Source organism: Achromobacter sp. (genome assembly GCF_036567245.1).
GTDB lineage: Bacteria > Pseudomonadota > Gammaproteobacteria > Burkholderiales > Burkholderiaceae_B > Achromobacter.
This window is the reverse complement of record NZ_DATCUY010000696.1, coordinates 1-26,692: the sequence shown is the minus strand read 5'-3', so window position 1 is coordinate 26,692 and position 26,692 is coordinate 1. Positions and strand designations below refer to the sequence as shown.

The window sequence follows — 26,692 nt, the reverse complement described above, 5'->3', positions numbered from 1 at the left end:
CTAGAAAACATTCCGCAGCGGCTGAGCGGGCTTACGCCCCCTCAGCCGCTTTTTCGTTTGGGCGACGCCCACGCATCACTTGGCGTTATTCAGGTAAACATTCATGGGTAACTGGTTGCTGCCCGAGAGCCTTGCCGACGTACTTCCGGCAGAGGCCCGGCGCATCGAGGAATTGCGCCGCGAACTTCTCGATCTGTATCGCACTTACGGTTTCGAGTTGGTCGCGCCGCCCCTGGTCGAATACATTGATTCATTGCTGTCCGGCACTGGCAGCGATCTGGATCTGCGCACCTGCAAGCTGGTCGACCAATTGTCGGGGCGCACGCTGGGCGTGCGCGCGGACATGACTCCTCAGGTCACGCGCATCGACGCGCACTTATTGAACCGCGCGGGCGTTACCCGCCTGTGTTATTGCGGCAATGTGCTGCATGCCCGCCCGGCGGACCTGCTGTCCAGCCGCGAGCTGCTGCAGATCGGTGCCGAGATCTACGGCCATGCCGGTTTCGAGGCGGACCTGGAGATCATCCAGCTGGTGCTGGAAACGGTGGCGATCGCCGGTGTGCGCAACCCGAGGCTGGATCTATGCCATCCGGGCGTGCTGCGTGCGCTCCTGGAGTCCGATCCGGCGGCTGCGGCCCTGTCGCAGGACGTCATTCTGCTGATGCGCGAGAAGGACGTCCCAGGGCTCGGCGAATTGGCTGAGCGGGCTCCCGGCCTGCGTGCAGAGACCCTGAAGGCCCTGCAATTGCTGCCCAAGCTGTACGGCGGTCCGGAAGTGCTGAAGGAAGCGCGCCGCGAGCTGCCCTTGCTGCCGGGCGTCGTGGCGGCGCTGGACGCGCTGCAGTTGGTGGTGGACGCCATGCCGAATGTGGCGTTCGGCGTGGACCTTGCCGACGTGGGGGGCTATGGCTACCATTCCGGCGTCAAGTTCGCGCTGTATGCCGAAGGCTGGCGCGATGCGCTGGTCAGCGGCGGCCGCTATGACGATGTCAGCCGTGCGTTTGGGCGGGCTCGTCCCGCCACCGGCTTCAGTCTTGATTTACGCAAGCTGGCGGCGGGTTTGCCGCCGGCGGAAAGGGCGCGTGCGGTTCGCGCGCCCTGGGGGCAAGCCCCCGCCCTGACCGAGGCGGTGCACCGCCTGCGCCGGTCGGGGGAAATTGTCGTTCAGGTATTGCCCGGTCACGAGCAGGATCAGGACGAATTCGTTTGCGATCGCGAGCTGGCGCTGCAGGATGGCGCCTGGACGGTCAGAACGCTGTGACTAACTCCCTCTCGGCAACGAGAGGGCCGCGGGGAGATTTCCGGATTTCCCGAGAAACTCGATATTGATTCGTAACATGAGCAAGAACGTAGTCGTAATCGGCACCCAGTGGGGTGACGAGGGCAAGGGCAAGATCGTCGACTGGCTGGCGGAATCCGTCCAGGGCGTGGTCCGCTTCCAAGGCGGTCACAATGCCGGCCATACGCTGTGGATCAACGGCAAGAAGACGATTCTCCGCCTGATCCCGTCGGGCATCATGCATCCCGGCGTCACCTGCTTCATCGGCAATGGCGTCGTGCTGTCCCCCGAAGCCCTGCTCAAGGAAATCGAAGAGCTTGAGGCCGCCGGTCTGGACGTGCGTTCGCGCCTGCAGATTTCCGAAATCTGCCCGCTGATCCTGCCGTACCACGTCGCCATCGACAAGGCGCGCGAAGCGCGCAAGGGTGATGGCAAGATCGGTACGACCGGTCGCGGCATCGGCCCCGCGTACGAAGACAAGGTAGCCCGCCGCGCGTTGCGCGTGCAGGACCTGTTCAATCCCGCGCTGTTCGACGAAAAGCTCGCCGAAGTGCTGGATTACCACAACTTTGTGCTGACCAAGTACCTGGGCGCCGAGGCGGTTTCCGCCAATGAAGTGCGCGACCAGGCCATGGCATTGGCTCCGGCCATCGCCCCGATGGTCAAGGACGTGTCGAGCAACCTGTATGCCATGCAACAGGAAGGCAAGCGCCTGCTGTTCGAAGGCGCGCAAGGCGCTTTGCTGGACGTGGATCACGGCACCTATCCCTTCGTCACCAGCAGCAATTGCGTTGCTGGCGCGGCCTCGGCCGGCGCAGGCGTTGGTCCGCAGCAGCTGGATTACGTCCTGGGCATCACCAAGGCCTACACGACCCGCGTCGGTTCGGGCCCGTTCCCCACGGAACTGGTCGATGAGATCGGCACCCGCCTGGCCACGATCGGCAAGGAATTCGGTTCCGTCACGGGCCGTCCGCGCCGCTGCGGCTGGTTCGACGGCGCGGCGCTCAAGCGCTCGGTCCGCCTGAACGGCATCACCGGCCTGTGCATTACCAAGCTGGACGTGCTGGATGGTCTGGAAACCATCCAGCTGGGCGTCGGCTATCGCGTCAATGGCGAATTCCGCGATGTGTTGCCTTATGGCGCGCACGCCGTGGCGCAGGCGCAACCGGTGCTGGAAGAGCTGCCTGGCTGGAGCGAGTCCACTGTCGGCATCACCGAGTACGACAAGCTGCCCGAGGCGGCCCGCCGCTACCTGGAGCGCGTGGCCGAAGTCTGCGGCGTGCCCATCGACCTGGTGTCGACCGGCCCCGACCGCAACGAAACCATTGTGCTGCGTCATCCCCTGAAGGGCTGACATCGGGTTATTATCCGCAAGGCCGCCGCCGGTCTCATACCGGCGGCGGCCTTTTCGTATTTATTAAGCAGGAGATGCTTGCCTATGAGCACGCCGACCAATGATGACAGCCATCTGTGGGTGACGTGGGACGACTACAACCGCCTGATCGAGCGCCTTACCTTGCAGGTGCATCAATCGGGTTGGAAGTTCGACAAGATTCTTTGCCTGGCGCGCGGCGGTATGCGCGTCGGTGATGTTATGTCCCGTATTTTTGATGTGCCGTTGGGCATTCTGGCCACGAGCAGCTATCGCGAAGCGGCCGGCACCAAGCAAGGCGACATGGATATCGCCCAGTTCATCACCATCACGCGCGGCACTTTGTCCGGGCGGGTGTTGCTGGTGGACGACATGGTCGATACCGGCAAGACCTTCAACAAGGTCTTCGATCACCTGAAGAGCCAGTTCGCCGACATCACCGAGCTGCGCAGCGCGGTGCTCTGGTGGAAGGGCCACTCCCAGGCGACGCCGGACTACTACGTCGACAAGCTGCCCACGAATCCGTGGATTCACCAGCCTTTCGAAGACTACGACAGCCTGCGTCCGCATCAGCTCGAAGCTTGGATCCGCAAGGGTTCCAAGAGCTGAGCGTGGCCGTTCCGGCAAGAGAGGGCATTCTGGCTGCCCAGGGCGCCAGACTGTCCCTCCAGTAGTCAAAATGGCCGTTACCATGCTAGAATCGCTGGTTATCGCTAAACCGAACTTGGCTTGTTACTCTTTGGGTAGTCTTTGGGTAACGGAAACAGCCAGCGGAAATCCGGGATGGGATCTGCGGTTCAGGGCTGCCTAGCAGCGCTGAAGCCAGCGTCCGGCGCCTGGATTGCGCTTTCAAGGTTCCCCGTTCGCGGTATCTGCCTCTGTTGGTATGATTTTGGTATCGACGAGGCCGTTTACGCGTACCTGGACCCGCGCAGCGTTGCTGGTAAGCAAGCCAGGTTTGTCATCAACTTTTGTTACCCTACAAGCAGGCCAATCACTTTATGCCTATCGTTCGACTGAAGGAAAACGAACCGTTTGAAGCCGCTCTGCGCCGCTTCAAGCGCACCATCGAAAAGACCGGTTTGCTCACCGAGCTGCGTTCGCGCGAGTTCTATGAGAAGCCCACGGCCGAGCGCAAGCGCAAGCATGCCGCCGCTGTGAAGCGCCACTACAAGCGCATCCGTAGCCAACAACTGCCCCCGCGCCTGTATTGATTTTTGATTCCCGAATCTATTGATTCCAGAATCATTCATCCAGGATTTACTCGCCCGAGTCGACGTCGTCGACATAGTCGGGCGATACGTGCAGTTGAGAAAGGGCGGGGCCAACTTGCTTGGCCTGTGCCCTTTTCATAACGAAAAAAGTCCCTCGTTCACTGTCAGCCCCACCAAGCAGTTCTATCACTGCTTCGGTTGTGGAGCGCATGGCAGCGCCATCACCTTCCTGATGGAACACACGGGCGCCAGTTTCCCCGATGCCGTGCGCACGCTTGCGGCATCGGCGGGAATGACGGTCCCCGAAGAAAACCGCAGTCCACGCCAGCAGCAGGAATCCGCGCGCCGCAAGGCCGAGGAATCTCGCCACACGCAGGTGCTGGATGCCGCTCAGGCCCATTACCTCAAGCAGTTGCGGGCATCGCCCGCGGCGATCCGCTATTTGAAGCAGCGTGGCCTGTCGGGTGAAATTGCGGCCCATTTCGGCCTGGGATGGTCGGGTACCGACCGCCACGGCTTGTCGCAAGTCTTCCCGACCTACGAGGATCCCGTCCTGGTCGAGTCCGGGTTGGTCATCGAATCCGAGGATGGGCGCCGTTACGACCGCTTCCGCGAGCGGGTCATGTTTCCGATCCGCAATGTGCGGGGCAGTCTCATCGGCTTTGGCGGGCGCATCATCGGCAAGGGCGAACCCAAGTACCTGAATTCGCCCGAAACCCCGCTGTTCTCCAAGGGGCATGAGCTCTACGGGCTGTGGGAGGCGCGCCAGGCCATACGCCAGGAAGGGCAGGTCATTGTGGTCGAAGGCTACATGGACGTGGTCGGCCTGGCCCAGCAAGGCATCGCCAACGCGGTGGCGACGCTGGGGACGGCCACCACGCCGGACCATGTCAAGAAGCTGCTGCGTGCCAGCGACAAGGTCATCTTCAGTTTTGACGGCGATGGGGCCGGCCGGCGCGCCGCGTGGCGCGCCTTGCAGGCCTGCCTGCCGGTGCTGCGCGACGATATCGCGATCCGCTTCCTGTTCCTGCCCACAGAGCACGATCCCGACTCGTACGTGCGCGAATTGGGCGCGGAAGCCTTCCGCGCGTGCCTGGGGGAGGCCGTGGCGCTCTCCCGCTTCTTGCTGGATGAGCTGGCCTCGCGGCACAACATGAACGAAGCCGAAGGGCGGGCCAGTTGCCTGCACGAGGCCAAGCCCTTGCTGGCCGCCATTCCCGAGTGCGCGCTACGCGTGCAGATCGAGCGGGAAATGGCCAAGCAGGTTCAGCTGACGCCGGAAGAAATGGCCCAGGTGCTGGCTCAGCAGCCCGCCAAGCCTTTTGCACCCGCTGCCAAATCGGGCGCGGCCGGAGGGGATGCGGGCGCGGCGGCGGCATCGGGCCGAGAGCATGAGGCGGGCCATTCAGACATGGGCTACGACTTCGCTGGCCACGATTTTCATGACATCCCGGCTGACGAGTCCGATTACGCGGACCAAGTCCATCTGCCGTCCCAGGGTTCCGACTTTGGCGGTGGAGGTGCTCAGCGCAGTGGTGGCAAGCAGGAATGGAAGAGTAAAGGCGACTGGAAGGGCAAGGGCGACTGGAAAGGCGGCAAAGGCAACTGGAAAGGCAAGCGCGACAACGATGTTGGCGGATTTGAAGGCCGCCGCACCATGCCGTCGCTGGCCAAGCGCCTGCTGGGCCTGTTGCTGGCGCACCCCGAGCTGGTTGACTCCATGGGCGACCAGCAGCTTGAAGTCATCGACCATGGCCCCCATCTAGGTCTTGTAAGAGACTTGATCATGCTGGCGCAATCCAGTGGCGCCCGCCATGTTGGCGCCCTGCTGGAGGCGGCGGATCCGGATTCGGATCTGGCCACCGTGCTCAAGGGGTTGCGGGCCGACATTCTGTCGCAGGAAGACCTGCCGGACCCGCAAACCGAATGGGACGATGCCTTGAGGCGTATCGAGTTTGATTCGGCCAAGCTGGAGATGGCCAAGCTCGCTGCGTCGGGGCTGGCCACGGAAGAAGCGCGCAAGCGCTATCTGGAACTTTCCAGCCGCATGGCCGTGCTGAAAGGTGCCGGCGTGCGCTAAATGCGCTAAAATCAAAGGTTGTCCGCCGACATGGCGCGTTTTTTACCGGTTGGACAGGGCAGGATTTTTGTTTCGGCGCGGGGTGCCAGATCCTCGGCGCCGAAGTTTGACAGGACTGGGCCTGGCGCGGCTTGGTTAGTCTACGAATTGAGGTGCTTGCAGTCGAAGTGCTTGCAGTCGATTTCTGCTTAATTCTTGCTGAATTTGGTGGTAATCCTGGTGCTGCAATACGTAGGCAACATGAAATGCATCTGGCAGGCGGAATCTATTCTGGCTGCCGGAATCTAATGGATGTATAGGATTTGACGCGGGGCTCGCGATCCGGACGCGGTGGACGCTCCAAAAAATGGAACGTCAGGCGCGCAACGGCAGAAATAAAAGCGAATGCGCGCGTCAAATTTGTTACATAGTTAATTAATATAGCTGAGCGGTGAATCAAGCAGTTCGGCGGCGGTCATCTCCGCGTAGCGTTAGTGGTTTGGGTGCTGTGTCTACTCAGCTGCTTGGGGCCAAGGCCCGATAAGCAAGCAAAGCCTATTTATAGGCAGACAGCCCCCCCGACGCCCGGGAGGCCCCGCAGGATGAGGTCATGCACGCAAGGCGCAAGTACGGTATCGCACCGGAACGGCGCCAAGCGGGCTCGCAAGAGCTGGCGCTGCGAACAACGCAGCCGTGTGGTCTCCGCTGATGCACCAGTTTTACCCGTATAACCGCCGTGTTGGGCTGCCGTCCAAGGCGGCTTCATGCGGTGCAACATGCCCGAACGGGTTGCGACGACCACGGAAGCGACTATGACCAAATCCACCGGCAAATCCTCCTCTGCAATTGATGCGGCCGAAACCAAGGCCACCACGGCCAAGCGCGTCGTAAGCATGGCAGCGGAAAAGGCGCCCGCCAAGACGGCGGTGAAGGTCGCCAAGCCTGCTGCCAAGACGGCCGCCAAGAAGGCGACCAAGGCCGCCGCGGCTGACAAGCCCGAGAAGGTGACGAAGGCTCGCGCCAAGAAGGCCGAAGACAAGCTCGCCGACCTCGTGGGCAGCGCGCGCCCCGTGCCCAGCGGCCGCCGCCCGGGCCGTCCCGCCAAGAATGCCAACAATGATTCCGACGGCTTCGACGATTCGATGGACGGCGAAGGCGAAGTCCTGCCCGATCTGAAGCCGCCGAAGCGCGGCGGCAAGCGCGGCAAGGCCGATCCCAAGGATCTGATCGCCCGCGGCCCCGTCACGCCCGAAGAATACGAAGCGCGCCGCAACCGCCTGAAGCAGCTGATCAAGCTGGGCAAGGACCGCGGCTACCTGACTTACGGCGAAATCAACGACCATCTGCCTGACGATCTGGTCGACGCCGAAGCGATCGACGGCATCATCAGCACGTTCAGCGACATGGGCATCGCGGTCTACGACCAGGCGCCCGATGCCGAAACGCTGCTGATGAGCGAAAACGCGCCGGTGGCCTCCAACGACGACGACGTCGAAGACGAAGCCGAAGCCGCGCTGACCACCGTGGACTCCGATTTCGGCCGCACCACGGACCCCGTGCGCATGTACATGCGTGAAATGGGCTCGGTGGAACTGCTGACGCGCGAAGGCGAAATCGAAATCGCCAAGCGCATTGAAGACGGCCTGAAGCACATGGTCATGGCCATCTCGGCCTGCCCGACCACGATCAACGAGATCCTGGCCCACATCCTGCGCGTGCGTGAAGGACAGGCCCAGATCGACGAAGTGGTCGACGGCCTGGTGGATCCGGAAGACGGCGAGGAATACGCCGGCGCCGGCGTCACGGCCGAGGAAGACGAAGGCGATGATGGCCCCGCCGGCGGTATGTCCAGCAAGCAGCTGGAAGACCTGCGCGTGAAGGCCCTGGCCAAGTTCGACGAAGTCGGCAAGCAATTCGACAAGATGCGCCACTCGTACGAGAAGGACGGCTACAAGTCGGACGTCTACGTGCGCGCCCAGGAATCCATCCAGAACGAACTGATGGGCATCCGCTTCACGGCCAAGATGGTCGAGAAGCTGGCGGACACGCTGCGCCAGCAGGTCGAGGAAGTACGCCAGCTTGAGCGCGCCGTCCTGCACACGTGTGTGGACCGTGCCGGCATGCCGCGCACGCACTTCATCAAGGTGTTCCCGGGCAACGAAACCAACATGCAGTGGGTCGTCGATGAAGTGGCCGCTGGCCACCCGTACGCCGAAACGCTGGAGCGTCAGATTCCCGCCGTGCAGGAACTGCAGCAGAAGCTCATCGACCTGCAAACGCGCGTCGTACTGCCGCTGAAGGACCTGAAGGACGTCAACAAGCGCATGGCCACCGGCGAAGCCAAGGCCCGCAAGGCCAAGCGCGAGATGACCGAAGCCAACCTGCGTCTGGTGATCTCGATTGCCAAGAAGTACACGAACCGCGGCCTGCAGTTCCTGGACCTGATCCAGGAAGGCAACATCGGCCTGATGAAGGCCGTGGACAAGTTCGAGTACCGTCGCGGCTACAAGTTCTCGACCTACGCGACCTGGTGGATCCGTCAGGCCATCACGCGTTCCATCGCCGACCAGGCGCGCACCATCCGTATTCCGGTTCACATGATCGAAACGATCAACAAGATGAACCGGATCAGCCGCCAGATCCTGCAGGAAACCGGCGCCGAGCCGGATCCCGCGACCCTGGCGCAGAAGATGGACATGCCCGAGGACAAGATCCGCAAGATCCTGAAGATCGCCAAGGAGCCGATCTCGATGGAAACGCCTATCGGTGACGACGACGACTCGCACCTGGGCGATTTCATCGAAGACACGTCCACGCTGGCGCCTTCCGACGCGGCGTTGCACGGTTCCATGCGCGATGTGGTCAAGGAAGTGCTAGACTCTCTCACCCCGCGTGAAGCCAAGGTTCTGCGCATGCGTTTCGGCATCGAAATGAGCACGGACCAGACCCTGGAAGAAGTGGGCAAGCAATTCGACGTCACGCGTGAGCGCATTCGCCAAATAGAGGCGAAAGCACTGCGCAAGCTGCGTCACCCCAGCCGTGCCGATAAGCTCAAGAGCTTCCTGGAAGGGCAGTAATCATTTTCTGGGCCTCTAGCTCATGCCTGGTTAGAGCAGCGGACTCATAATCCGTTGGTGCCGAGTTCGACTCTCGGGGGGCCTACCAAGAAAGACGCGGGTCTCGGAGCAATCCGAGACCCGTTTTTTTTTGTACATCCAGGGTTTTGATTTACCGGCGCGCAAGCGCTGCCCCGGCTATTTTCGGGATCCGCTGCGCCGTCGCAGCAATCAGTCGATGACTTCCGCGCAAGCATCCGTCGGTGCCGCAGCAACGTCGCCGACGACGGGCACGATCTTGATCGCGGCAGATGCAATACGGCAGGGGGCGGCAACTACGCCGCAACCGGAAGTGAATATGCATAGCATCGAAATCAAAAGCCACTTCATTGGATGTATTCGAAAATGATTGATCAAGGCGCAGCCTGATCAAGGGCTGGCGGTGTCGCACGGCGTCGATTTCGATTATGTTCAGACGCAAATCCCCATCTGAAGAAAATGTGCACGATGCATAGCGGAAGCGGCATTGTGCTATGTGTCGCCACGTCAATTAGTGGGGAAATGCGGGCCAAGTGTAATGACACTTGCTCGTCTTGGAACAGGAGGTAACGCAGGCCTCGCATGCATGGCGCCAGGTCCGGAAAATCCCAGGTAGGATGGTGACGTTCTTTCCGGGCACGCCCGGAAGGGCATCCAACAAAAAGAAGGAGCGCTATATGCTTGATACTTTCCCCAAGGCAGGCCGAGCAGGCGTGATCGCCGCGATGCTCGGAGTGGCTAGTCTGCTGTTTACTGGCTGCACCACGACCACTGCCCAATCCTCGGCCACGGCTGCGGAAAAGCGGCAGGAACTCGATACCGCTGCGGACGCCACGTTGACCAAGCTTTATCAGTCCTCTTCCCAGGCCAGGCAATTGGTGGAACGCGCGCGCGGCGTACTGGTGTTTCCGGGCGTATTGAGCGCGAGCTTCATCGTGGGAGCCCAGCATGGAACCGGCGTGTTGCGGGTGGGCGGTTCGGATACCGGCTATTACAGCATCACGGGCGGCTCCATCGGCCTGCAGGCCGGCGCGCAGTCCAAGGCGATGGTGGTGTTGTTCATGACGGACGGCGCGCTGGCCAAGTTCCGTGCCAGCAGCGGCTGGACGGTGGGGGCGGACGCGACGGTTGCGGTGGCCAATGTGGGCGTCAACGGCAGCATCGATACCTACACCGCACAGCAGCCTATCGTCGGTTTCGTGCTGAACAACGGCGGCCTCATGGCCGGGGTGTCGGTTGACGGCAGCAAGATTTCGCCGCTCTTGTTGTAGTCCAAGCCGATGCAGGCAGCCCGACTGGATCGCCGCCAGCCACCGCGTTCGTCCAGTGCTGTCGCGGAGCGCGCTTTCAACCCCTGAAATGGAAGAGCGCCCCAGCTCAAGGTGAGTCTGAGGCGCTCCTGCCCGGCTTCGCACGCGATGGGTGTCAGACAGCCCGGCAACTCAAATCTACTGCTGAGCCATAGGCTGGGCAATAGGGAAAACCCTGGAATATTAAAGGGTTACAAGATTCACGCCTCCCGCAGGGGGGACCGCTGAAGTCAACTGTCAACGGGCCCGCGACAACTTTATCCGCCTCGGTATCCGCGAATTGTGACATCGGGGGCAGACGCCGACACTGAAGCCTGTTTTCACAGTGCCGGAGAGCGGATATGTCAAGGTTGCGGAAGCGTCAGTTGGGACAGGGCATGACCGAATACATCGTGGTCGTGGCCTTGGTCGCGGTGGCTGCCATTGCGGTGTATCAGTACTTCGGTCAGGTGGTGCGATCGCAGACCGCCGCCATGGCGCGCGAACTTGCCGGCGAGGACGGCGGTGCGCAGAGCCGCGCGGCGCAACAGGCGGCGCAGAAAGCGGCGGCGCAGACCAAGGCTCGGTCGCTCAAGTCCTTCACCGGCAATGCGGCGGACGCGAAGTGACTACGCCTTCTTGCGCATCGCTTACCCACCAGCGTGGCCAGACGCTGGTCCTGGGCCTGCTGATGGTGGCTGTGGGAGGCATCTCCCTGGTCGTCCTGTACAACTTGGGACAAACCGTCGGAGCACGCCAGCGGCTGACGCACGCCGCGGACGCGGCGGCGTACAGCGGGGCGCTGGAGCAAGCGCGCGCGCTCAATGCCCTTGCCTACATCAACCGGACCCAGATCGCGCATCAGGTCGCCATGGCGCATCTGGTCACGCTGGGTGCGTCTGCGCAATATGCCCGCACCATGCAGTCTCAGCACAATCGTCGCAATCCACCCGCCGGCCTGATCACCATGTTGTTCGGGCCGGACGTGGGCATGGCCTATCAAGCGGCGCGAGCTGTGCCTGATGCGGAACAGAGGCTGGCGGCGGCGTTCGGTGAGCATGACAGGGTAGTCCACCAGGTCCTGGAAGCAGCTGCGGCGTCGGCTGTCGCGGGTCTGGCGGCTTCGCGCGGCCGCATCATGAACAAGGTCTTGTCCGCCAATCTCTCGGACGACGTTCCCGCGCCCGGCGTAGATGGCGCGCATGCCCGAGGTGCCAGCCTGCGATTGCTGACGGACGGGTGGCCAGGCTACGTGGGGCGCCGTCAGGCCATGCGCGACGCAGGTCTGCGGCCCGCTGTCGAGCAGGCGGCGCAACGCTATGGTTTTCTCAATCGTCGCAGCGTCACGCGCCGCAATCCGTGGATGGTCCATCCGCTGTGCCCGTTGCATCGTCATGAGTTGCGGCGGCGGGGTTCCACCTGGTTGGGACCGGACGGACGTTGGGGGGCGCTGGACACACAGTCCTACCATGCGCTGCGCTTCAACCGCTGGAGGGGGTGCTACTTCCGTGAATACGCCATGGGCTGGGGCACGGCGCAGGGGCAGAAGATCAAGGCGCCCGAAGGCCTGGAGTACGTGGATGAACCGCCGCTCGATTTTTCCGATCAGGATTTCTGGCGCTGGGTGGAACTGTCGACAAACTGGGATCTGCTCAATGACATCAGCAATCCCATGGCCAACTCGTACGCCATGGCTGACGCTCAGCGTTGGCCGGGCCGGGGCCTGCCGGCCTACCGCGACATCGCTTTGTCGCGCAGTGGCGATCCCTTGCGCTTCGCGGTGGCCGTCCGGCTTGCTGGCTCTACCTTGAAAACCACAGATGCGGAAAGTGCGGTCCGGTCGCCCGTGGGAAGGTTCCGCTATGCCGCCCTCGGTCCAGAGGACGCAGTCACTGTGACCTCAGCGGCAGAGACCTATTTTGCTCGGCCGGAACGCCGTGCCGACGGCCGTGACGAACTTGCCACGCTGTTCCGGCCATATTGGCAAGCGCGCCTGTCGGCCGTTACCGCCGGCGAGGCCACGCAGGCAAAGGGGGTGCCATGAACCGGATTCTTGCGCGGCAGCAAGGGCAGGCCCTGATCGAAGCGTTGCTGATGCTGCCGCTGTTGGCCCTGCTGCTTTGGGCGGCATCCTGGATAGGTGGATTGCAGTTCGCGGCGCAGGAAGTTGCGCAGGCCAGCCGCAAGGCCGCGATGGCCGGCGCCTTGGGGCAACCCACGCAGAACCTGCGCGCTCCAAGCGGCGCGGTGCTGTCGCGGAAAGCCAGCTCGCTGCCCGGTATCGCGCCATTGCAGGTCAGCGCCTTGCAGGACGAGTGGTTCGGCGTGGACTTGAAGCTGCTGTCAGCGACGGCAAGCACCGCGCGTCGTGATCGGGACAATGCGGTCTGGCTGCGCCGCGCCCGTCGCACGCACGTGGCAAGCGGCGCCGGATATGCGCACGGCGACACCGACGCGCAGCGCCGCATCGGCCGTGCGCCAACATCCTGGCTCAGGGCTGAAAGCGCTTCGCTGGCTCAGGCAAGGCGTTTGAAGCCTGTCGTCGATCGCCTGGACGGGCCATGGCGCAGGCCCGCCCTGTCGCTGGACTGGCTGTCCGAATGGGCGGATGTGGTGCCTGCGGATCGGCTGACCAGCCGCAAGGGGGCGGGCAAATGACCGGACTTTGTCATTTGCCATTGCCTGCGGGTTTGGTCGCGCCGTGGGGTAGCGGTTGGCGGACCTTGGCGGTGGCACGGACACTACGCCTGTTGTTGGCTGGCGCCCTGGCCGTCGCTGCGGTGGGGGGGCGCAACATTGCCGCCGCTCAGGATCTCGCGGCTGACGGTAGCGAGGCTGGGGCCGCCAGTCGGGCCAGATCCGGCGACGCCACGCTGGAAGCCCTGCGCTTTCCCGCGGGTTCGCGGCGCGGATTGCTGGCGGAACGCATCTGGCTGCATGGAATCCCGGCGCGCGTGCTCATATTCGACACGCCTCTCGGCACGCCCGAGTTGATCCGCTACCTGTCAGCCCAGCAGCCCGCTTTGACCGACCTGAACGTGTTGTCCGGCCAGGCCATTCTGTCGGGGCAGGTGGGGCAGGAGCGATGGGTCGTCCAGATGGAAGGTCTGGGCGCGCGCAGAACGGCCGGAAGCATTTCAACGGTCAGCCTCCTGGCTGTGCCGGACAGCCCGTTGCCTGCATGGCTCCCGGCTGGTGCTCGTCAGAGGTTGGACGTGGCGGTGATGGAGGACGGCGTGCGCGTCTCCGAGCGTATCTGGCAATACGCCTTGTCGCCGAGGCAGTTGGCTCCGCTGCTGGAGGAGCGTCTGGTCCAGAACGGCTGGCGTCGCATGCCGGCGTCCGAAGAATCAGCGCATTGGTGGGGCCGCCTGGGCGCTCGCATGAGGCTGTCGCTGGTACCGCTAGAAGGCGGCAGCGGGCTTCTGGTCAGCGGAAGAACACCATGAGGCACTGGATCACCCATGTCCTGCAGCGTCTGCGCAGAACGGGCGTGTACGCGATTGCGCTGATCGCGGGTCTGGTATCCGCATGGGCAGTGCGAGAACACGTGCAGCAGCGAGTCCAGGCGTTGGAGGCCGAGGCGCGCACGCCGACGGTCAGCCGCCTCGTTGCGGCGTTTGACCTGCCTGCGGGTACGCAACTCGAAGAGCTGCATGTCGCCGTGCGCGAAATCCCGGAGCCATGGGCTTCGCGGGCCAGTATCGATCCCCTGGATCTTTCTGGCCTGCTTGGCGCCACCTTGCTGGCCGATGTCGCCAATGGTGAGCCCTTGCTCCGAGGACACTTGACGTTCACCGCCCCAGTCCCGGCCTTGGCGTCCCGTTTGCGTAGCGGGCAACGCGCGTTGACGGTGGCGGCCACGGACCTGGGCGGCCTGGCGGAGGTATTGCGCGTGGGCGATGCCATCGACATCTATGTGAGTTTTGCGCATCGCCAGCAGGAGCTGACTGTGCCCCTCTTGCAAGGCATGCGCGTGCTGATGGTGGGGGGCGAGGCCGATGGCGAGAACAAGGGCGGCAATATCACCTTGGCAGCAACGCCAGATGAGGCGATGCGATTCGTGGCGGCTCGGCAGAGCGGGGTGCTGACAGCGATGCTGCGCCATCGCGACGATGCCGCCGTGGTCAGTGGCGCAGCGCAAGGAGACCTTGCTTCGCTGATCGGTTTGGACCTGGAGCCTCGGAATGCGCCGGGCGTGGCCATCTTGTACGGAGACCGGCTGGAATCCACGGCAGGTGAGGGAACAACGGAGAGAGAAGCGGCCGCGCCGCCTCGACTTAAAAGGGGGCGGCCATGAGGCGTGCCGTCGTCAGCATATTTGCCTGGGCGCTATGCCTGGTCAGTCCGACAGCGTGGCCGGAGGACCATGAGATCGAACTTCAGGTGGGCGAGACACGGATTCTGTCGCACCCCGGAGTCAAGCGCGTGGCAATAGGCAATGGCCAGGTGATCGGGGCCGTCGAGGCCGAAGGGCGCGAGGTGATTGTGTTCGCCCGCGCCGAGGGCGTGTCGTCCCTGCATGTCTGGGTGAATGGCGCCAGCGCCAAGGCCTATGAACTAAGGGTTGTGCCGGCGGGGGCGCCGCGCCTGCGGGCGGAAGTCGAGGCCTTGCTTGCCCGCATTCCTGGCGCGCGCAGTACCGAGGTGGGCGGCCGCATCCTGATCGAGGGGGATGACCTTTCCGACGACGATCGTTTGCGCATCACGGCCCTGGCGGACCGCTATCCCGCCGTGCTGGATTTCACCGGGCAAGTGGGCTGGGATCGCATGGTGCAGCTGGACGTGCAGGTCGTGGAGATCCCCACATCGAGGCTGAGGGATCTCGGCGTGCGCTGGGACGGGATATCCCAAGGCGGCATCAATGCCGGCCTGGCCTGGGATGCGGGATCCCGGGGGCGCATGAGCCGCCCCGGCGAGGGAATCATAGAAACGGTGGGCCCAGTCTCGTCGGCGGCAGGCTACTTTGGCGTCAATGCGCTTTTGTCGTCCCGCATCGCGATGTTGGCTCAAAGCGGGGAGGCCGTGATGCTGGCCCAACCTCAGTTGCTTGCGCGCAGCGGCGCCAGCGCCACCTTTCTGGCCGGTGGCGAGGTTCCCTACTCGTCGACCGATACGCGCGGCAATTCCACCACGCTGTTCAAGCCCTACGGCGTCATGCTCAGGATTACCCCCCGCATCGACCGCAACGGGGTCATCCGATCCCTGATCGAGGTAGAGGCGAGTTCGGTGGACAACGCGTTGAGCGTGCCGGGCGGGCCGGCGTTGCGAACGCGTCGCGCATCCACCGAATTCAACGTGCGGTCCGGCGATACGCTGGTCATCGGCGGCTTCCTGTCGCGCGAGCGGGACGAGGCAAGCGACGGTCTGCCATGGCTGAAGGACATCCCGGTCCTGGGCGCCTTGTTCTCGTCCCGGCGGTATCAGTTGCGGGAAACCGAACTTGCCATATTTGTGACGCCCAAACTCATTACGCAGGCAGAGCCCGCCATGGCGGACCGTGTGCGGCGTGGACGGGGCGTGCTGGAAGCGGCTTTTCCCGTGCCGCCGCGCCTGGGAACCGCCGTGCCTGCCTCGGCAGGGTGGAATGCCTACGCGGGCGCAGGTTCGCAATGGGGTACACAACCTGATGGCGTGCCGGATTCTGCATCGGAAACGAGACCATGATCGACATAGAAATGATGTTCGAGGACGCCACGGTGGACAAAGCGACGGTGGCCGCTCCCGTGCTGATCGGACGCGGCGCGCATTGCGGCCTGCGCATTGTGAACTGGCGTGTGGGACGCCAGCACGCCCGTCTGGTGCACGAAGAGGCTGGTATTGCGCTCGAAGACCTGGGTACGCTGGGAGGGACACTGGTGAACGGCGAGAGAATCGTGCGCCACGTACCGGTACTGCCCGACGACGAAATATTGATCGGACCTTGCCGGCTGCGGGTGTCGCTGGCGGTCACTTCCGAGCACTCCGGGGAATCGAGCGGTCCGACGCCTGACCGCGCCGCGCGCGATATGGCAGCAGCGCAGGAGCTGCCGATGCTGGCTGCGCTTGCAACGTCGTTGCCGGTGCGCGCGCCGTTGCATCAGCTGCAGGAGCGTCGGCGTCTGCATGGGGCTTTGCTGGCGGCGCTGGACCTGCGCCGCCGCGACGTGGCGGGCATGAGCGACAGCATGTTGCGCGCGGAGGCCGAACGGCTGCTGATGCACATCGTCGCCACGGACGCGGATTTGCCGCCGGAGGCGGACCGGGCGGCGCTTTGTCGCGAGGTGCTGGACGAGGCGGTCGGCCTGGGACCTCTGGAGCCTTTGCTCGCCGCTGCCGACATCACGGAGATCATGGTCAACCGCCATGACGAGATCTATGTCGAACGCGCCGGCCGCCTGTCGCGCCATCAGGCGGCCTTCACCAGCGAGCAATCGTTGCGCTGGGTCATCGAGCGCATCGTCACACCCTTGGGGCGGCGCATCGACGAAAGCTCCCCGATGGTGGATGCTCGCCTGACGGACGGATCCCGGGTGCACGCCATCATTCCGCCGGTGGCCATGAGGGGCGCGAGCCTGACCATACGCAAGTTTCCGCAGCGACGCCCCGGGATGTCCGATCTGATCCAGGCGGGCTCGCTGAGCGGCGTCATGGCGCAATTCCTTGCGCTCTGCGTCAGACAGCGCAGGAATCTGGTGGTATCCGGAGGCACCGGGGCTGGCAAGACGACCTTGCTCAACATTCTGTCCAATGAGATTCCCGATGGGGAACGCGTGGTCACCATCGAAGACGCAGCGGAACTGCGCCTGAACCACGATCATCTGGTGGCGCTGGAGGCGCGTCCCGCCAACCAGGAGGGGCGCGGACGCATCGACATACGCGAGCTCGTGCGCAACGCATTGCGCATGCGGCCAGACCGGATCGTGGTGGGCGAGTGCCGCGGGCCGGAGGCATTCGACATGCTGACCGCCATGAACACCGGCCATGAGGGATCCCTGACGACGCTGCATGCCAACTCGCCTCGCGATGCGCTGGGGCGTCTGGAATCGATGGTCCTGATGGCCGGCCTCGACCTTCCTCTGGCGGCCGTGCGCGAACATATCGCCGCCAGCGTGGACATCGTGGTGCAACAGGCCAGGCTGGCTGACGGGCGGCGCGTCGTGACGTCGATCGCGGAGGTCGCCGGCATGGAAAGCGGGCGCATACAGCTACAGGATTTGTTCCGGTATGACCGCGTCCGGGGTTTTACAGGTTGCGGCGCCTTGCCCGGCTTTGCGCGCGATTGGACACAGGCCGACGAGGCCTTCGATCCGGCCTGGTTCTCCGACACCGAGAAGGTTGAGCCGGGGACTGCAGTCTTTTCGCAAGGAACGCCATGATCTGGGTGGCGGCGGGGGCCGCCATGATCTCCGTGCTGCTGCTGGCGTGGCGCGTCCAGAGCTGGTTTGCGCCAGCACTGCGCCGTTATCGCGAGGTCTACACCCAGGAGGCGGGCTTGCGCCTGAGTGAGGTATTCCTGTTCATAGACCCGGCCCAATTGTGGGCAGGCGCGGTGGCCTGCGCCGCGTTGGCGGCAATCTTGGCCTTTTCGGCGACGGGTAGCAGCCTGGTGGCCGCCATGGCGGCGGCGCTTGCCTCGCGCTTGCCCCGGGCGTTTGTGAACGCGTTGCGGCGCCGGCGGGCCCGCCGGTTTGAGCAGCAACTGCCGATGGCGCTGCTGATGCTTGCCGCTGCCTTGCGCGCGGGCGTGGCGTTGACCACGGGCCTGCGCCACGTCGTCGAGCAGAGCGGCGCACCCCTGGCTCAGGAGTTCGGCTTGATGCTGCGTGAGCAGCGCATGGGAGTGCCCTGGGACGCCGCACTTGAAAACCTGCGCAATCGCATGCCGGCCGATTCCACCGCTCTCGTCGTGGCGGCGATGCGTATCGCGGCGCAGACGGGCGGCAATCTGGCGGAGGCGCTGGAGAGCATCGCGCAGACCCTGCGAGCCCGGGTGCAATTGCAGGCGAAGCTGCAGGCGCTGACTTCGCAAGGGCGTTTGCAGGCCTGGATCGTAGGAGCTTTGCCCTTGCTGCTGCTTGCGGTGCTGGACCGCCTGGAGCCGGAAGTCATGGGTTTGCTGTGGCATACGCCCGTGGGTTGGGGCGTGCTGGCCATCGTGGCGGTGTTGGAGACCACGGGCATGCTGCTGATCCGGCGCATTGTCCGGATTGATATCTGAGGGGCGGGTGCCATGTGGTTGTACTTGAGTCTGTTGACGGCCGCGTTGGCTGCGGGGTGGCTGACGTGGGTGGTCTTGAAGCCCTTGTTGCTGGACAGCCAGGGCGCGTCGTCCGCCTTGCCTTGGTGGTGGCGAGCGGCCTGGCCCTGGATTTCGGCGGTGGCGCCCTTGGCGGGGCCTTTGTGTACCTGGCGTTGGCGCATCCGGCTGACTCGCGCGATCGAGCGGGCGGCGTTGCCCGTCGGTATCAACTATGCGCATGTGGCGGCGCTATGCTGGAGTGCAGCAATGGCCGCCGGTGGGTTGGCGACGACGGTAGCGATTGTCCTGGTGCAGGCCCAGTCCTGGGGGTGGATTCCTTGGGCGGTAGCGTCTGCCCTGGGGGCCGGCGCCGTGCCGGGGCTCTGGCTGCGGAGTTTGAGCGTCAGGCGGCGGCGCAGCATCGAACACGATCTGCCTTTCGTGTTCGACATGATGACCTTATGCGTCGAGGCGGGGCTGAGTGTGCACGGGGCATTGCAGATGGCCGCGCAGAGCGGCCCGGCCGGCATATTGCGCGACGCATTGGTCGACGCGCTGGCAGAGATGCGAGCGGGAGTCTCCAGGACTGCAGCGATCAAGGCCCTGGCGGAACGCAGCAACAGTCCGCTTGCGCGCAATTGGGCTGCCGCCTTGGCGCAGGCCGAAGCGCTGGGGATAAGCCTGGGGCCGGTGCTGCGCGCGCAGGCGGCGCAAAGCCGCAGCGATCGCCACGTGCGCGCGGAGCAACTGGCGATGCAGGCACCCGTGAAGATGCTGTTGCCGCTGATCGGCTGCATCTTTCCCTGCACGTTCATCGTGCTGGCCTTTCCGGTCATGGTGCAATTGTTGCAGAGCGTGCAATGAGAAATGGCCTGCCATCAAGGCCGCGCGGCAGGCTCAGGCTGCTCAAAGTCGCCAGCTGGTGTGGCCGCGCACGCGGCTTGCTGGGGCGCAAGCCGCCAGGGCCGCGGTCCGGCATCTTGCTGATGCCTTGTGCCGCGGTGCATACCTTTGGCATGCGCTATGCCATCGATGTGGCATTCATGTCGCGGCGGGGAAGGGTGCTGGCCGTGCGCAGGGCGCTAGCGCCCTGCCGCGTGGCCTCATGCCTGGGCGCCGTTGCCGTCGTCGAGATGCGCGCCGGCATTCTCGATGCCGAACACGGAGGTATAGGCAGGATAGAAGCTGCAGTACAGCACGCCACCCGCGGCGATATTGAAGGGAATCTGCAGCGTCCCGGCAAGCTGCGGCGACAGGCCGATGGCAACCAGAAGGCCGGCGCAGAGGTCGATGAAAAGAAACACCAGGATCCAGGTGGCGCCGTAGACCAGGAACGGCAGCTTGTTGCGCCAGCAGGCGATGCCGGAGAAAAACAGCGCCTGGACCAGTCGCAGCCCATGCCAGGCGACCAGGACGGGCGCGTGCCAGAACAGCGCCGCGATCACGACGTACGTGATTGCGAACAAGGTCAGCGGTACGGCCATGGCGGACAAGATGGGCTCCATGGATTTTTCCACGGAGGCGATACGCATGCCCTCGACCATCGCGTCGGTGAACGGCAGGAAAATGATCAGGCCGCAAGCGATGCAGAGCGCCGCGTACAGCAGCCCCATCAGGAACAGCTTCCTGAACACGCCGGGCTGCTTGAGCGGTTTGGCCCACATCGAGGGCAGCATGACGCGGTCGGCTTCGACATGCTTGCACGCCGATAGCGTCATCAGCGTGATGATAGGCATCAGCGCCACCACCAGAATGGGGCCGACCGGCGGCGTCGCGGTGGCGAAGATGACCAGGAGGCTGATGGCCATGGCCCAGGTGAACATGGCCAGTGGTTGCTTGCGGAACAGACGGAAGCCGTCTCGGACCCATTGCCAGCCGGATGTTGCGGGTAGGAATGCTGCTTGCATGGCTCTAAAAGGGGAGTGATCTCTCAAAAAGGGACGCGCTATCCCCATTATGGGGGGAGCAACAGTTACGGCAATATTGGCAGGCCCGGGCGGTGGCGTGCTTGCAACACTCTTTCGAAATGCCGGGGGTCGTGGGGTTTGAGGGTCTGGGCCGGCCGCGGCAGGAAAAAGTCGTACAGGCGAGATATCCAGAAGCGCAGCGCGGCGGCGCGCAGCATCAGCGGCCAGACCTCGCGTTCCGCGTCGGTGAACGGGCGCACCGCCGCATAGGCAGCAAGCCAGGATTCAACCAGTCCGGGCACGAATTCGCCGGTGTCGCGCTCGATGCACCAATCGTTCACGCTTACCGCCACGTCGAACAGCCAGGTATCGCAGCCCGCGAAGTAGAAGTCGATGATGCCGCCCATCAGCGGATCCTCGAAGGTGCCGGCGAACAGGACGTTGTCCCGGAACAGGTCGCAATGGGCCGGGCCGGTCTGCAAGGCCTGCCAGGCCGGCGTCGCGGCGGCTGCCTGCTGGTCGGCCAGCTCCGACGACAGTAGTTGGGCCTGCGCCGGTTCCAGGAAGGGCATGACCTTGGGAGCCGTTTCTAGCCACCAGGACAGCCCGCGCAGATTGGGCTGGTGCAGCGGGAAGTCGCGCGCCGCCAGGTGGGCGCGCGCCAGCGTGGCGCCGGCCAGGGCGCAATGCGCCGCGCCGGGAGCGGGCTCGTAGCCGCCTGGCAGGCGTGAAACGATGGCGCAGGGTTTGCCGTGCAGCGTCGTCAGGCGGGTGCCGTCGCGCAGGGTCTGGGGCCGGGGCACGGGAATACCGCGCTCGGCCAGGTGATACATCAGTTCGATGTAGAACGGCAATTGGGCCTGCGTGAGTACCTCGAACAGCGTCAGCACGTACTCGCCGCGGCTGGTGTACAGGAAGTAGTTGGTATTCTCGATACCGGCCGTAATCCCCCGAAGCGAGACAAACTCGCCCAGATCGAAATGCGCCAGGAGGGCGCGAGCGTCGTCATCGGAGACAGGGGTGAATACGGCCATTGATGTGCGGAATCTAGGGGTTAACGGACGCGCGGGCATGCCTGTTTCGGCTGCGGCGGCGCAATTTTAGACCACATGGCGGGGCGGCCTGTCCACCAGCCGGCGCAGCGGACGGAGCTCCCGCCCGGACACAAAGCCGTCAAGCACCGTAAAATACCGCATCCCCTTGTTTTGTAGAGTGATTCTTGGACTCCCCCGACTGGCGGCTGTGTGTCGCCCCGATGATAGATGTGACCGACCGCCATTGCCGTTTTTTCCATAGGCTGCTGGCGCCGCGCGCACGCCTGTACACGGAAATGATCACCACCGGCGCGCTGCTGCACGGCAGTGTCGAGCGCCACCTGGACTTTGACGAAGCCGAGCATCCCGTGGCCCTGCAGCTAGGCGGCAGCGAGCCTGATGCGCTGGCGCATTCGGCCCGGCTAGGCAAAAAATGGGGTTATGACGAGATCAACCTGAATTGCGGTTGTCCTTCGGAGCGGGTGCAGAAGGGTGCGTTTGGCGCCTGCTTGATGGCCGAGCCTGCGCTGGTGGCCGATTGCATGAAGGCCATGCAGGACGCGGTGGATATCCCGGTCACCGTCAAGCATCGGCTTGGGCTGGACTATGACGAGTCCTATGAGTTTGTCCGCGATTTCGTCGGCAAGGTCTATGACACGGGTTGCCGGGTGTTCATCGCCCACGCCCGCAACGCGGTGCTCAAGGGGCTGACGCCCAAGGATAATCGCGAGATTCCGCCCCTGCGCTATGAGGTGGTGCGGCAGTTGAAGCGCGATTTCCCGGATTGCACGTTCGTGCTCAATGGTGGCCTGGCCGACGCCGACCAGTCCATGCGCGCGGCGGGCGATTTCGATGGCGTCATGCTGGGCCGGGCCGCCTGGCATACGCCGCGGGTGCTGTCGGAAGTGTCCTTGCAGCTGTGGCCGTCGCTGCGGCTGCCCAGCGATGCGCAGGTGGTGGACGCCATGATGGAATACGCGGCGCGGCAAGTCGCTGTGGGCGTGCCCCTGCGGGTGATGACGCGGCCGATGTTGGGGCTGGTGAACGGCCAGTCCGGCGCGCGCCGTTGGCGCCGCATGCTGTCCGATCCGGCCTTGCTGGCCGCGAACAACCCTGAACTGATCTACGATGCCTGGCGCAGCCAGCGGCATGCGCCTGATATGCGCGGCGCCGCGATCGAAGCGGCGCCGGCTGGGGTGTGACGGCAGGCCAGCTGAGGCTGGCCGCAGGCTCAGGATTTGGCCGGTTCGGCGCTTTCCGTCGGCCAGTCGCGGATATAGGCCTTCAGCATGTTGTTTTCGAACTGCTGCGCCGCCACGATGGCCTGAGCCATGTCGTAGAACGAAATGACGCCCATCAAGGTGGGACCGTCCATGACCGGGATGTAGCGCGCGTGCTTTTCGAGCATCAGGCGCTGCACTTCGTCGGCGCTGGTGTTGGGCGACACGCTGACCGGAGCGTCGTCCATGATGGAGCGGATGGTGGTGTCGCCGGCGCCGCCATGCGCATGCATGTGACGGATGATCTCGCGGAACGTGAGCATGCCGGTCAGCGTCCCGAATTCCATGATCACCAGCGAGCCTATGTCCTGCTCGCTCATTGTTTGCACGGCCTGGGACACAGGCATGTCGGGCGACGCCGTATAGAGCGTATCGCCCTTGACGCGCAAAATCTCGCTGACCTTCAACATCGGTTCCTCCTGGGCGGACTACGCCCTGATCCTATTTGCTAGTTTTTTTCGCTTCCAGCTGCAGTACCGGAGCAATTCCATTTTCGGTATTTTGCGCTTCTCCGCAGACTTCTTCCAGCGTGGGCGTATTTTGCTGTGAAATCACGGCCGAGGCGACTCGCAGTATTTCCGGGTCATTGCGGACCCTGGGCTGGCTGCGATCCAGCAGAAAGTGATCCACTACAGGCGCCATCGAGGTACTGCGGGCATCGCAGGTCAGAACCCAAAGCCCTTCAGGGCTGCGTGTCGCCAGCCCCATTTCAGCCAGCGTTTCCAGCACTTCGTTCAGTTCGTCCTGGTGCAGCCGCAATTGCGCGGCCAGCAGATTGGCGGGCAGTCCTGGCGGATTGGCCGCTTGTGCCCGGCGCAGCGCGCGCAGCGCATCCACGGCATCCACGAAGGGCGCGCCGGGATAGCGGTTGATTTCCCAGCGGCCCAGCCGGATAAGCGGCGCGCTGGAAGCCAGGATGGCCCCCAGCAGCACGGCCAGCCATGACAGGTAGATCCAGAGCAGGAAGATCGGCAGGGTGGCGAAGGCGCCGTAGATAACGGTGTAGGTGGGGAAGCGCGTCAGGTAATAGGCGAACGCCGACTTCATGATTTCCAGCACGACCGCGGTCACGCAGCCGCCGACCAGGGCGTCGCGCCAGAGGACCTCGCGGTTCGGGACCATGACGAACAGGGTGGCGAAGCCGAGAGCGGTCAGTATCAGCGGGATGAACGACACCGCGACGCTGAGGGCTTCAGGCACGTCCCGGACCAAGCCCAGCGATTCGCGCGCCACGAACGAGGTCGCCCAAAGGCTGGCGCCAGCCACGACCGGTCCCAGCGTGATGATGGCCCAGTACACAAGCGCGCGCTGCCGCAGAGGGCGCTGGCGCGTCACGTGCCAGATGTCGTTGAACGCCTTGTCGATCGTCATGATCAGCAACAGCGAAGTGATCAGGAGAAATACCCCGCCAATGGCGGTCAGGCGGGAAGCCTGGCGCGCGAACTGGTTCAGATAATCCATGATGTTGTCCGACACGGACGGGGGCATCAGGCTGTTGGTCAGGAAATCCTCGAGCGCAACGCGGAATTCCTGGAATACCGGAAATGCGGTGAACAGCGACAGGACCACCGCCAGCATCGGCACGATGGCCAGGACGGTCGTGAAGGTGAGGCTGGACGCCACTTGCAGCAGTTTCTCTTCGCCGGCGCGTTCAGCGCTGAAGCGCAAAACGCGTCCGGCCCGCGCGATCCATGAAGAGCGCGGGGTCGAGTGCTCGGTGGCCGCCGGCGTAGTGGCGGCAGGCTCGGCGGGGCGATTCATCAGGCGATAATAGCAGTATGAACCCCGAACTCAATCCCCGTTTGCGCCTGCTGGCCTCGGTTTCGCTATTCGCCCTGATCGTGCTTTGCGTCACCTGGGAAACCGTGGTGGCGCCGGTGCGGCCCGGCGGTTCCTGGATGCTGCTCAAGGCCCTGCCACTGGCATTTCCGCTGCGCGGCATCCTGCGCGGCAATCTCTATACCTACCAGTGGGCGTCCATGCTGTCGCTGCTCTACCTGATGGAGGGGGCGGTGCGGGCCATGTCGGATCCGGCCCCGCTGTCCGTGCTGATGGCCTGGGGCGAGATCCTGCTGTCGGTCATTTTCTTCCTTAGCGCCATTTTCTACGTGCGGCCTGCCAAGCGGGCCGCCAGGAGGCAACGCGCATGAGCGCCCATCTGCTGTCCGACCTGCGCGTCGTCAATTCCTTTGCTGCCTTGCCTGTGGCGTTCTACACCCGGCTCGCGCCTCAGCCCTTGAACAACCCGCGTCTGCTGCACGGCAATGTGGAGGCGGCGCAACTGATCGGCCTGTCCCCGTCCGCCCTGTCCACGCCCGAATTCCTGAACGTGTTTTCCGGCGCCCAGCCGCTGCCTGGCGGCGACACGCTGGCGGCGGTATACAGCGGCCATCAGTTCGGTGTCTGGGCTGGCCAATTGGGCGATGGGCGCGCCCATCTGTTAGGCGAGGTCGAGGGGCCGCAGGGCAATTGGGAACTGCAACTCAAGGGTTCGGGCATGACGCCGTATTCGCGCATGGGCGATGGCCGCGCGGTGCTGCGCTCGTCGGTGCGCGAGTACCTGGCCAGCGAGGCCATGCATGGCTTGGGCGTGCCTACGACGCGCGCGCTGGCGCTGGTGGTTTCCGATGATCCCGTCATGCGGGAAACCGTGGAGACGGCCGCCATCGTGACGCGCATGTCCCCCAGCTTCGTGCGTTTCGGCTCGTTCGAGCATTGGTCGTCGCGCCGCCAGCCCGATTTGCTGAAGACGCTGGCGGACTACGTCATAGATAGCCATTACCCGGAATGTCGTGAGACCGGCGCCGGCGAGGTTTCGAACGACGTGGCGCCCTATGTGAATCTCCTGCGCGCGGTTACACGGCGCACGGCGCTGCTGATGGCGGACTGGCAGGCGGTGGGCTTCTGCCACGGCGTGATGAATACCGACAACATGTCCATACTGGGGCTGACGCTGGACTATGGCCCTTATGGATTCATGGACGGTTTCCGCCTGGGCCATATTTGCAATCACTCGGACTCGGAAGGGCGTTATTCCTGGAACCGCCAGCCGTCCGTGGCGCTCTGGAACCTTTACCGTCTGGGCGGCAGCTTGCACACGCTGGTGCAGGACGTTGAGGGCTTGCGGGCGGTCCTGGACGAATTCGAGCCGGCCTTCACCCGCGCCTTCCATGACCGCATGGGCGCCAAATTGGGCCTGGCCGCATGGCGGCCGGCCGACGAAGCGCTGCTGGACGACCTGCTCAAGCTGATGGACGCCAATCAGGCTGACTTCACCTTGACCTGGCGGCGTCTTGCCGATGCCCTGTCGGGCCAGCGCGCCGCGTTCGAAGACCTGTTTATCGACCGTCCGGCCGCAGGAGCGTGGCTGGACCGCCTGGTGGAGCGGCATGCGCAGGATGGACGGCCGGTGCAGGATGTAATCGCGGGCATGAATCGCGTGAATCCGCTTTACGTGCTGCGCAATCACCTGGCGGAAGAGGCGATCCGCGCAGCCAAAACGGGCGACACCAGCGAGATCGATACTTTGATGAAGCTCTTGCGCAACCCGTACGAGGTCCAGCCTGGACACGAGAGGTATGCGGCATTGCCACCGGATTGGGCAGGCAGCCTGGAGGTCAGTTGTTCCTCGTGATACCGGCCGCCAGCCGTACAAACCGGAGCCAAGTGAAAGCGATTTTCCCGGGATTTACGGGAAAATAACCATTCGGACAAGGAATATCGCAGTTTTTTTCATTGCAATCATTCGTTTCCATTGTAAAAGACGTAAGATTGTCGCCAACGGAATACCCGGGACTCTGCGTCCGCGGGGCATTTGTCGATAATCTTCAAAATAAAGCACTCTAAATATGGCTGGCGCAGATGGTTTGCTGTGTATCGGTCTGCTTGAGGATGACGCCGACTTCCGGGAGGAGTTGGCGTTAGGCTTGGGTGGCTATGGTT

The 26,692-nt window shown here is 63.9% G+C and carries 24 protein-coding genes, 1 tRNA gene and 2 pseudogenes; 22 read left to right on the top strand and 5 right to left on the bottom strand.

Annotated features, from left to right (window positions below; genetic code table 11):
- Nucleotides 1-103: 103 nt before the first annotated feature.
- From VIR09_RS29965 to VIR09_RS29935, 7 genes are all read left to right on the top strand, one after another.
- Nucleotides 104-1,261, top strand: a complete 1,158-nt coding sequence (locus VIR09_RS29965; RefSeq protein ID WP_332016176.1) for an ATP phosphoribosyltransferase regulatory subunit — start codon at nt 104-106, stop codon at nt 1,259-1,261.
- A 76-nt stretch (nt 1,262-1,337) separates the two neighbouring features.
- Complete coding sequence (locus VIR09_RS29960; RefSeq protein WP_013392835.1) at nt 1,338-2,633, top strand: adenylosuccinate synthase; 1,296 nt, start codon at nt 1,338-1,340, stop codon at nt 2,631-2,633.
- A gap of 84 nt (nt 2,634-2,717) precedes the next feature.
- Nucleotides 2,718-3,260 carry a phosphoribosyltransferase gene (locus tag VIR09_RS29955; protein WP_013392836.1) on the top strand — a complete coding sequence of 181 codons (543 nt, stop codon included), beginning with the start codon at nt 2,718-2,720 and terminating at the stop codon, nt 3,258-3,260.
- A 392-nt stretch (nt 3,261-3,652) separates the two neighbouring features.
- A complete protein-coding gene (gene rpsU / locus VIR09_RS29950) occupies nt 3,653-3,865 on the top strand; it encodes a 30S ribosomal protein S21 (RefSeq protein ID WP_006218592.1) in 213 nt (70 codons plus the stop codon).
- 19 nt (nt 3,866-3,884) lie between these two features.
- Entirely contained in the window at nt 3,885-5,945 is a 2,061-nt protein-coding gene (gene dnaG / locus VIR09_RS29945; RefSeq protein WP_332016175.1) for a DNA primase, read from the top strand.
- A gap of 791 nt (nt 5,946-6,736) precedes the next feature.
- Nucleotides 6,737-9,001 (top strand): RNA polymerase sigma factor RpoD, encoded by a 2,265-nt coding sequence (rpoD, locus tag VIR09_RS29940; protein WP_332016174.1) that lies wholly within the window; start codon nt 6,737-6,739, stop codon nt 8,999-9,001.
- Between the two features lie 9 nt (nt 9,002-9,010).
- Nucleotides 9,011-9,089: transfer RNA gene (locus VIR09_RS29935), tRNA-Ile, on the top strand.
- 122 nt (nt 9,090-9,211) lie between these two features.
- Here the strand turns inward: VIR09_RS29935 and VIR09_RS29930 are convergent.
- Nucleotides 9,212-9,370, bottom strand: coding sequence for a DUF6726 family protein (locus VIR09_RS29930; RefSeq protein ID WP_332016173.1), 159 nt, complete (start codon nt 9,368-9,370; stop codon nt 9,212-9,214).
- Between the two features lie 326 nt (nt 9,371-9,696).
- Here VIR09_RS29930 and VIR09_RS29925 point away from each other — a divergent pair, with 326 nt between their 5' ends.
- The 11 genes and pseudogenes from VIR09_RS29925 to VIR09_RS29875 form a co-directional block, all read left to right on the top strand.
- Entirely contained in the window at nt 9,697-10,290 is a 594-nt protein-coding gene (locus tag VIR09_RS29925) for a BPSL1445 family SYLF domain-containing lipoprotein (protein WP_332016172.1), read from the top strand.
- Between the two features lie 380 nt (nt 10,291-10,670).
- Nucleotides 10,671-10,937, top strand: coding sequence for a hypothetical protein (locus VIR09_RS29920; protein WP_332016171.1), 267 nt, complete (start codon nt 10,671-10,673; stop codon nt 10,935-10,937).
- Complete coding sequence (locus VIR09_RS29915) at nt 10,934-12,352, top strand: pilus assembly protein TadG-related protein (RefSeq protein WP_332016170.1); 1,419 nt, start codon at nt 10,934-10,936, stop codon at nt 12,350-12,352. Before VIR09_RS29920 ends, VIR09_RS29915 begins: the two co-directional genes overlap by 4 nt.
- On the top strand, nt 12,349-12,966 hold the full coding sequence (locus VIR09_RS29910; RefSeq protein WP_332016169.1) for a pilus assembly protein: 618 nt from the start codon (nt 12,349-12,351) through the stop codon (nt 12,964-12,966). The genes VIR09_RS29915 and VIR09_RS29910 overlap by 4 nt, the downstream gene beginning before the upstream one ends.
- The gene (locus tag VIR09_RS29905; RefSeq protein ID WP_332016168.1) at nt 12,963-13,757 is read left to right on the top strand and encodes a hypothetical protein; all 795 of its coding nucleotides are present in this window, start codon (nt 12,963-12,965) and stop codon (nt 13,755-13,757) included. The genes VIR09_RS29910 and VIR09_RS29905 overlap by 4 nt, the downstream gene beginning before the upstream one ends.
- Nucleotides 13,754-14,608: a Flp pilus assembly protein CpaB gene (gene cpaB, locus VIR09_RS29900; RefSeq protein WP_332016167.1), complete on the top strand. Its 855-nt coding sequence runs from the start codon at nt 13,754-13,756 to the stop codon at nt 14,606-14,608. Before VIR09_RS29905 ends, cpaB begins: the two co-directional genes overlap by 4 nt.
- On the top strand, nt 14,605-15,975 hold the full coding sequence (locus VIR09_RS29895) for a type II and III secretion system protein family protein (RefSeq protein ID WP_332016166.1): 1,371 nt from the start codon (nt 14,605-14,607) through the stop codon (nt 15,973-15,975). The genes cpaB and VIR09_RS29895 overlap by 4 nt, the downstream gene beginning before the upstream one ends.
- Entirely contained in the window at nt 15,972-17,666 is a 1,695-nt protein-coding gene (locus VIR09_RS29890) for an ATPase, T2SS/T4P/T4SS family (RefSeq protein WP_332016165.1), read from the top strand. The genes VIR09_RS29895 and VIR09_RS29890 overlap by 4 nt, the downstream gene beginning before the upstream one ends.
- The gene (locus VIR09_RS29885) at nt 17,663-18,508 is read left to right on the top strand and encodes a type II secretion system F family protein (protein ID WP_332016164.1); all 846 of its coding nucleotides are present in this window, start codon (nt 17,663-17,665) and stop codon (nt 18,506-18,508) included. The genes VIR09_RS29890 and VIR09_RS29885 overlap by 4 nt, the downstream gene beginning before the upstream one ends.
- A 12-nt stretch (nt 18,509-18,520) precedes the next feature.
- On the top strand, nt 18,521-19,393 hold the full coding sequence (locus VIR09_RS29880) for a type II secretion system F family protein (RefSeq protein ID WP_332016163.1): 873 nt from the start codon (nt 18,521-18,523) through the stop codon (nt 19,391-19,393).
- A pseudogene (locus tag VIR09_RS29875) lies at nt 19,390-19,626 on the top strand (DUF192 domain-containing protein); the annotation flags it as partial. The gene VIR09_RS29880 and the pseudogene VIR09_RS29875, both read left to right, overlap by 4 nt.
- 6 nt (nt 19,627-19,632) lie before the next feature.
- Here the strand turns inward: VIR09_RS29875 and VIR09_RS29870 are convergent.
- Nucleotides 19,633-20,436: a BPSS1780 family membrane protein gene (locus VIR09_RS29870; protein WP_332016162.1), complete on the bottom strand. Its 804-nt coding sequence runs from the start codon at nt 20,434-20,436 to the stop codon at nt 19,633-19,635.
- A gap of 65 nt (nt 20,437-20,501) precedes the next feature.
- A complete protein-coding gene (locus VIR09_RS29865; RefSeq protein WP_332016161.1) occupies nt 20,502-21,470 on the bottom strand; it encodes a homoserine kinase in 969 nt (322 codons plus the stop codon).
- Nucleotides 21,471-21,655: 185 nt separating this feature from the next.
- On the opposite strand from VIR09_RS29865, the gene dusA reads away from it, so the two are divergent.
- Nucleotides 21,656-22,672 (top strand): tRNA dihydrouridine(20/20a) synthase DusA, encoded by a 1,017-nt coding sequence (gene dusA, locus VIR09_RS29860; RefSeq protein WP_332016160.1) that lies wholly within the window; start codon nt 21,656-21,658, stop codon nt 22,670-22,672.
- Between the two features lie 29 nt (nt 22,673-22,701).
- On the opposite strand, the gene VIR09_RS29855 is transcribed toward dusA, so the two are convergent.
- Nucleotides 22,702-23,160, bottom strand: a complete 459-nt coding sequence (locus VIR09_RS29855) for a CBS domain-containing protein (protein ID WP_054458582.1) — start codon at nt 23,158-23,160, stop codon at nt 22,702-22,704.
- A gap of 31 nt (nt 23,161-23,191) precedes the next feature.
- Nucleotides 23,192-24,511: a YihY family inner membrane protein gene (locus tag VIR09_RS29850; RefSeq protein WP_332016159.1), complete on the bottom strand. Its 1,320-nt coding sequence runs from the start codon at nt 24,509-24,511 to the stop codon at nt 23,192-23,194.
- Nucleotides 24,512-24,528: 17 nt separating this feature from the next.
- Between VIR09_RS29850 and VIR09_RS29845 the strand changes: the two genes are divergently transcribed.
- The 3 genes and pseudogenes from VIR09_RS29845 to VIR09_RS31615 form a co-directional block, all read left to right on the top strand.
- Nucleotides 24,529-24,900, top strand: coding sequence for a DUF2069 domain-containing protein (locus tag VIR09_RS29845; RefSeq protein ID WP_332016158.1), 372 nt, complete (start codon nt 24,529-24,531; stop codon nt 24,898-24,900).
- The gene (locus VIR09_RS29840; protein WP_332016157.1) at nt 24,897-26,384 is read left to right on the top strand and encodes a protein adenylyltransferase SelO; all 1,488 of its coding nucleotides are present in this window, start codon (nt 24,897-24,899) and stop codon (nt 26,382-26,384) included. The genes VIR09_RS29845 and VIR09_RS29840 overlap by 4 nt, the downstream gene beginning before the upstream one ends.
- Nucleotides 26,385-26,598: 214 nt before the next feature.
- Nucleotides 26,599-26,692, top strand: a pseudogene (locus VIR09_RS31615) (DNA-binding response regulator); the annotation flags it as partial.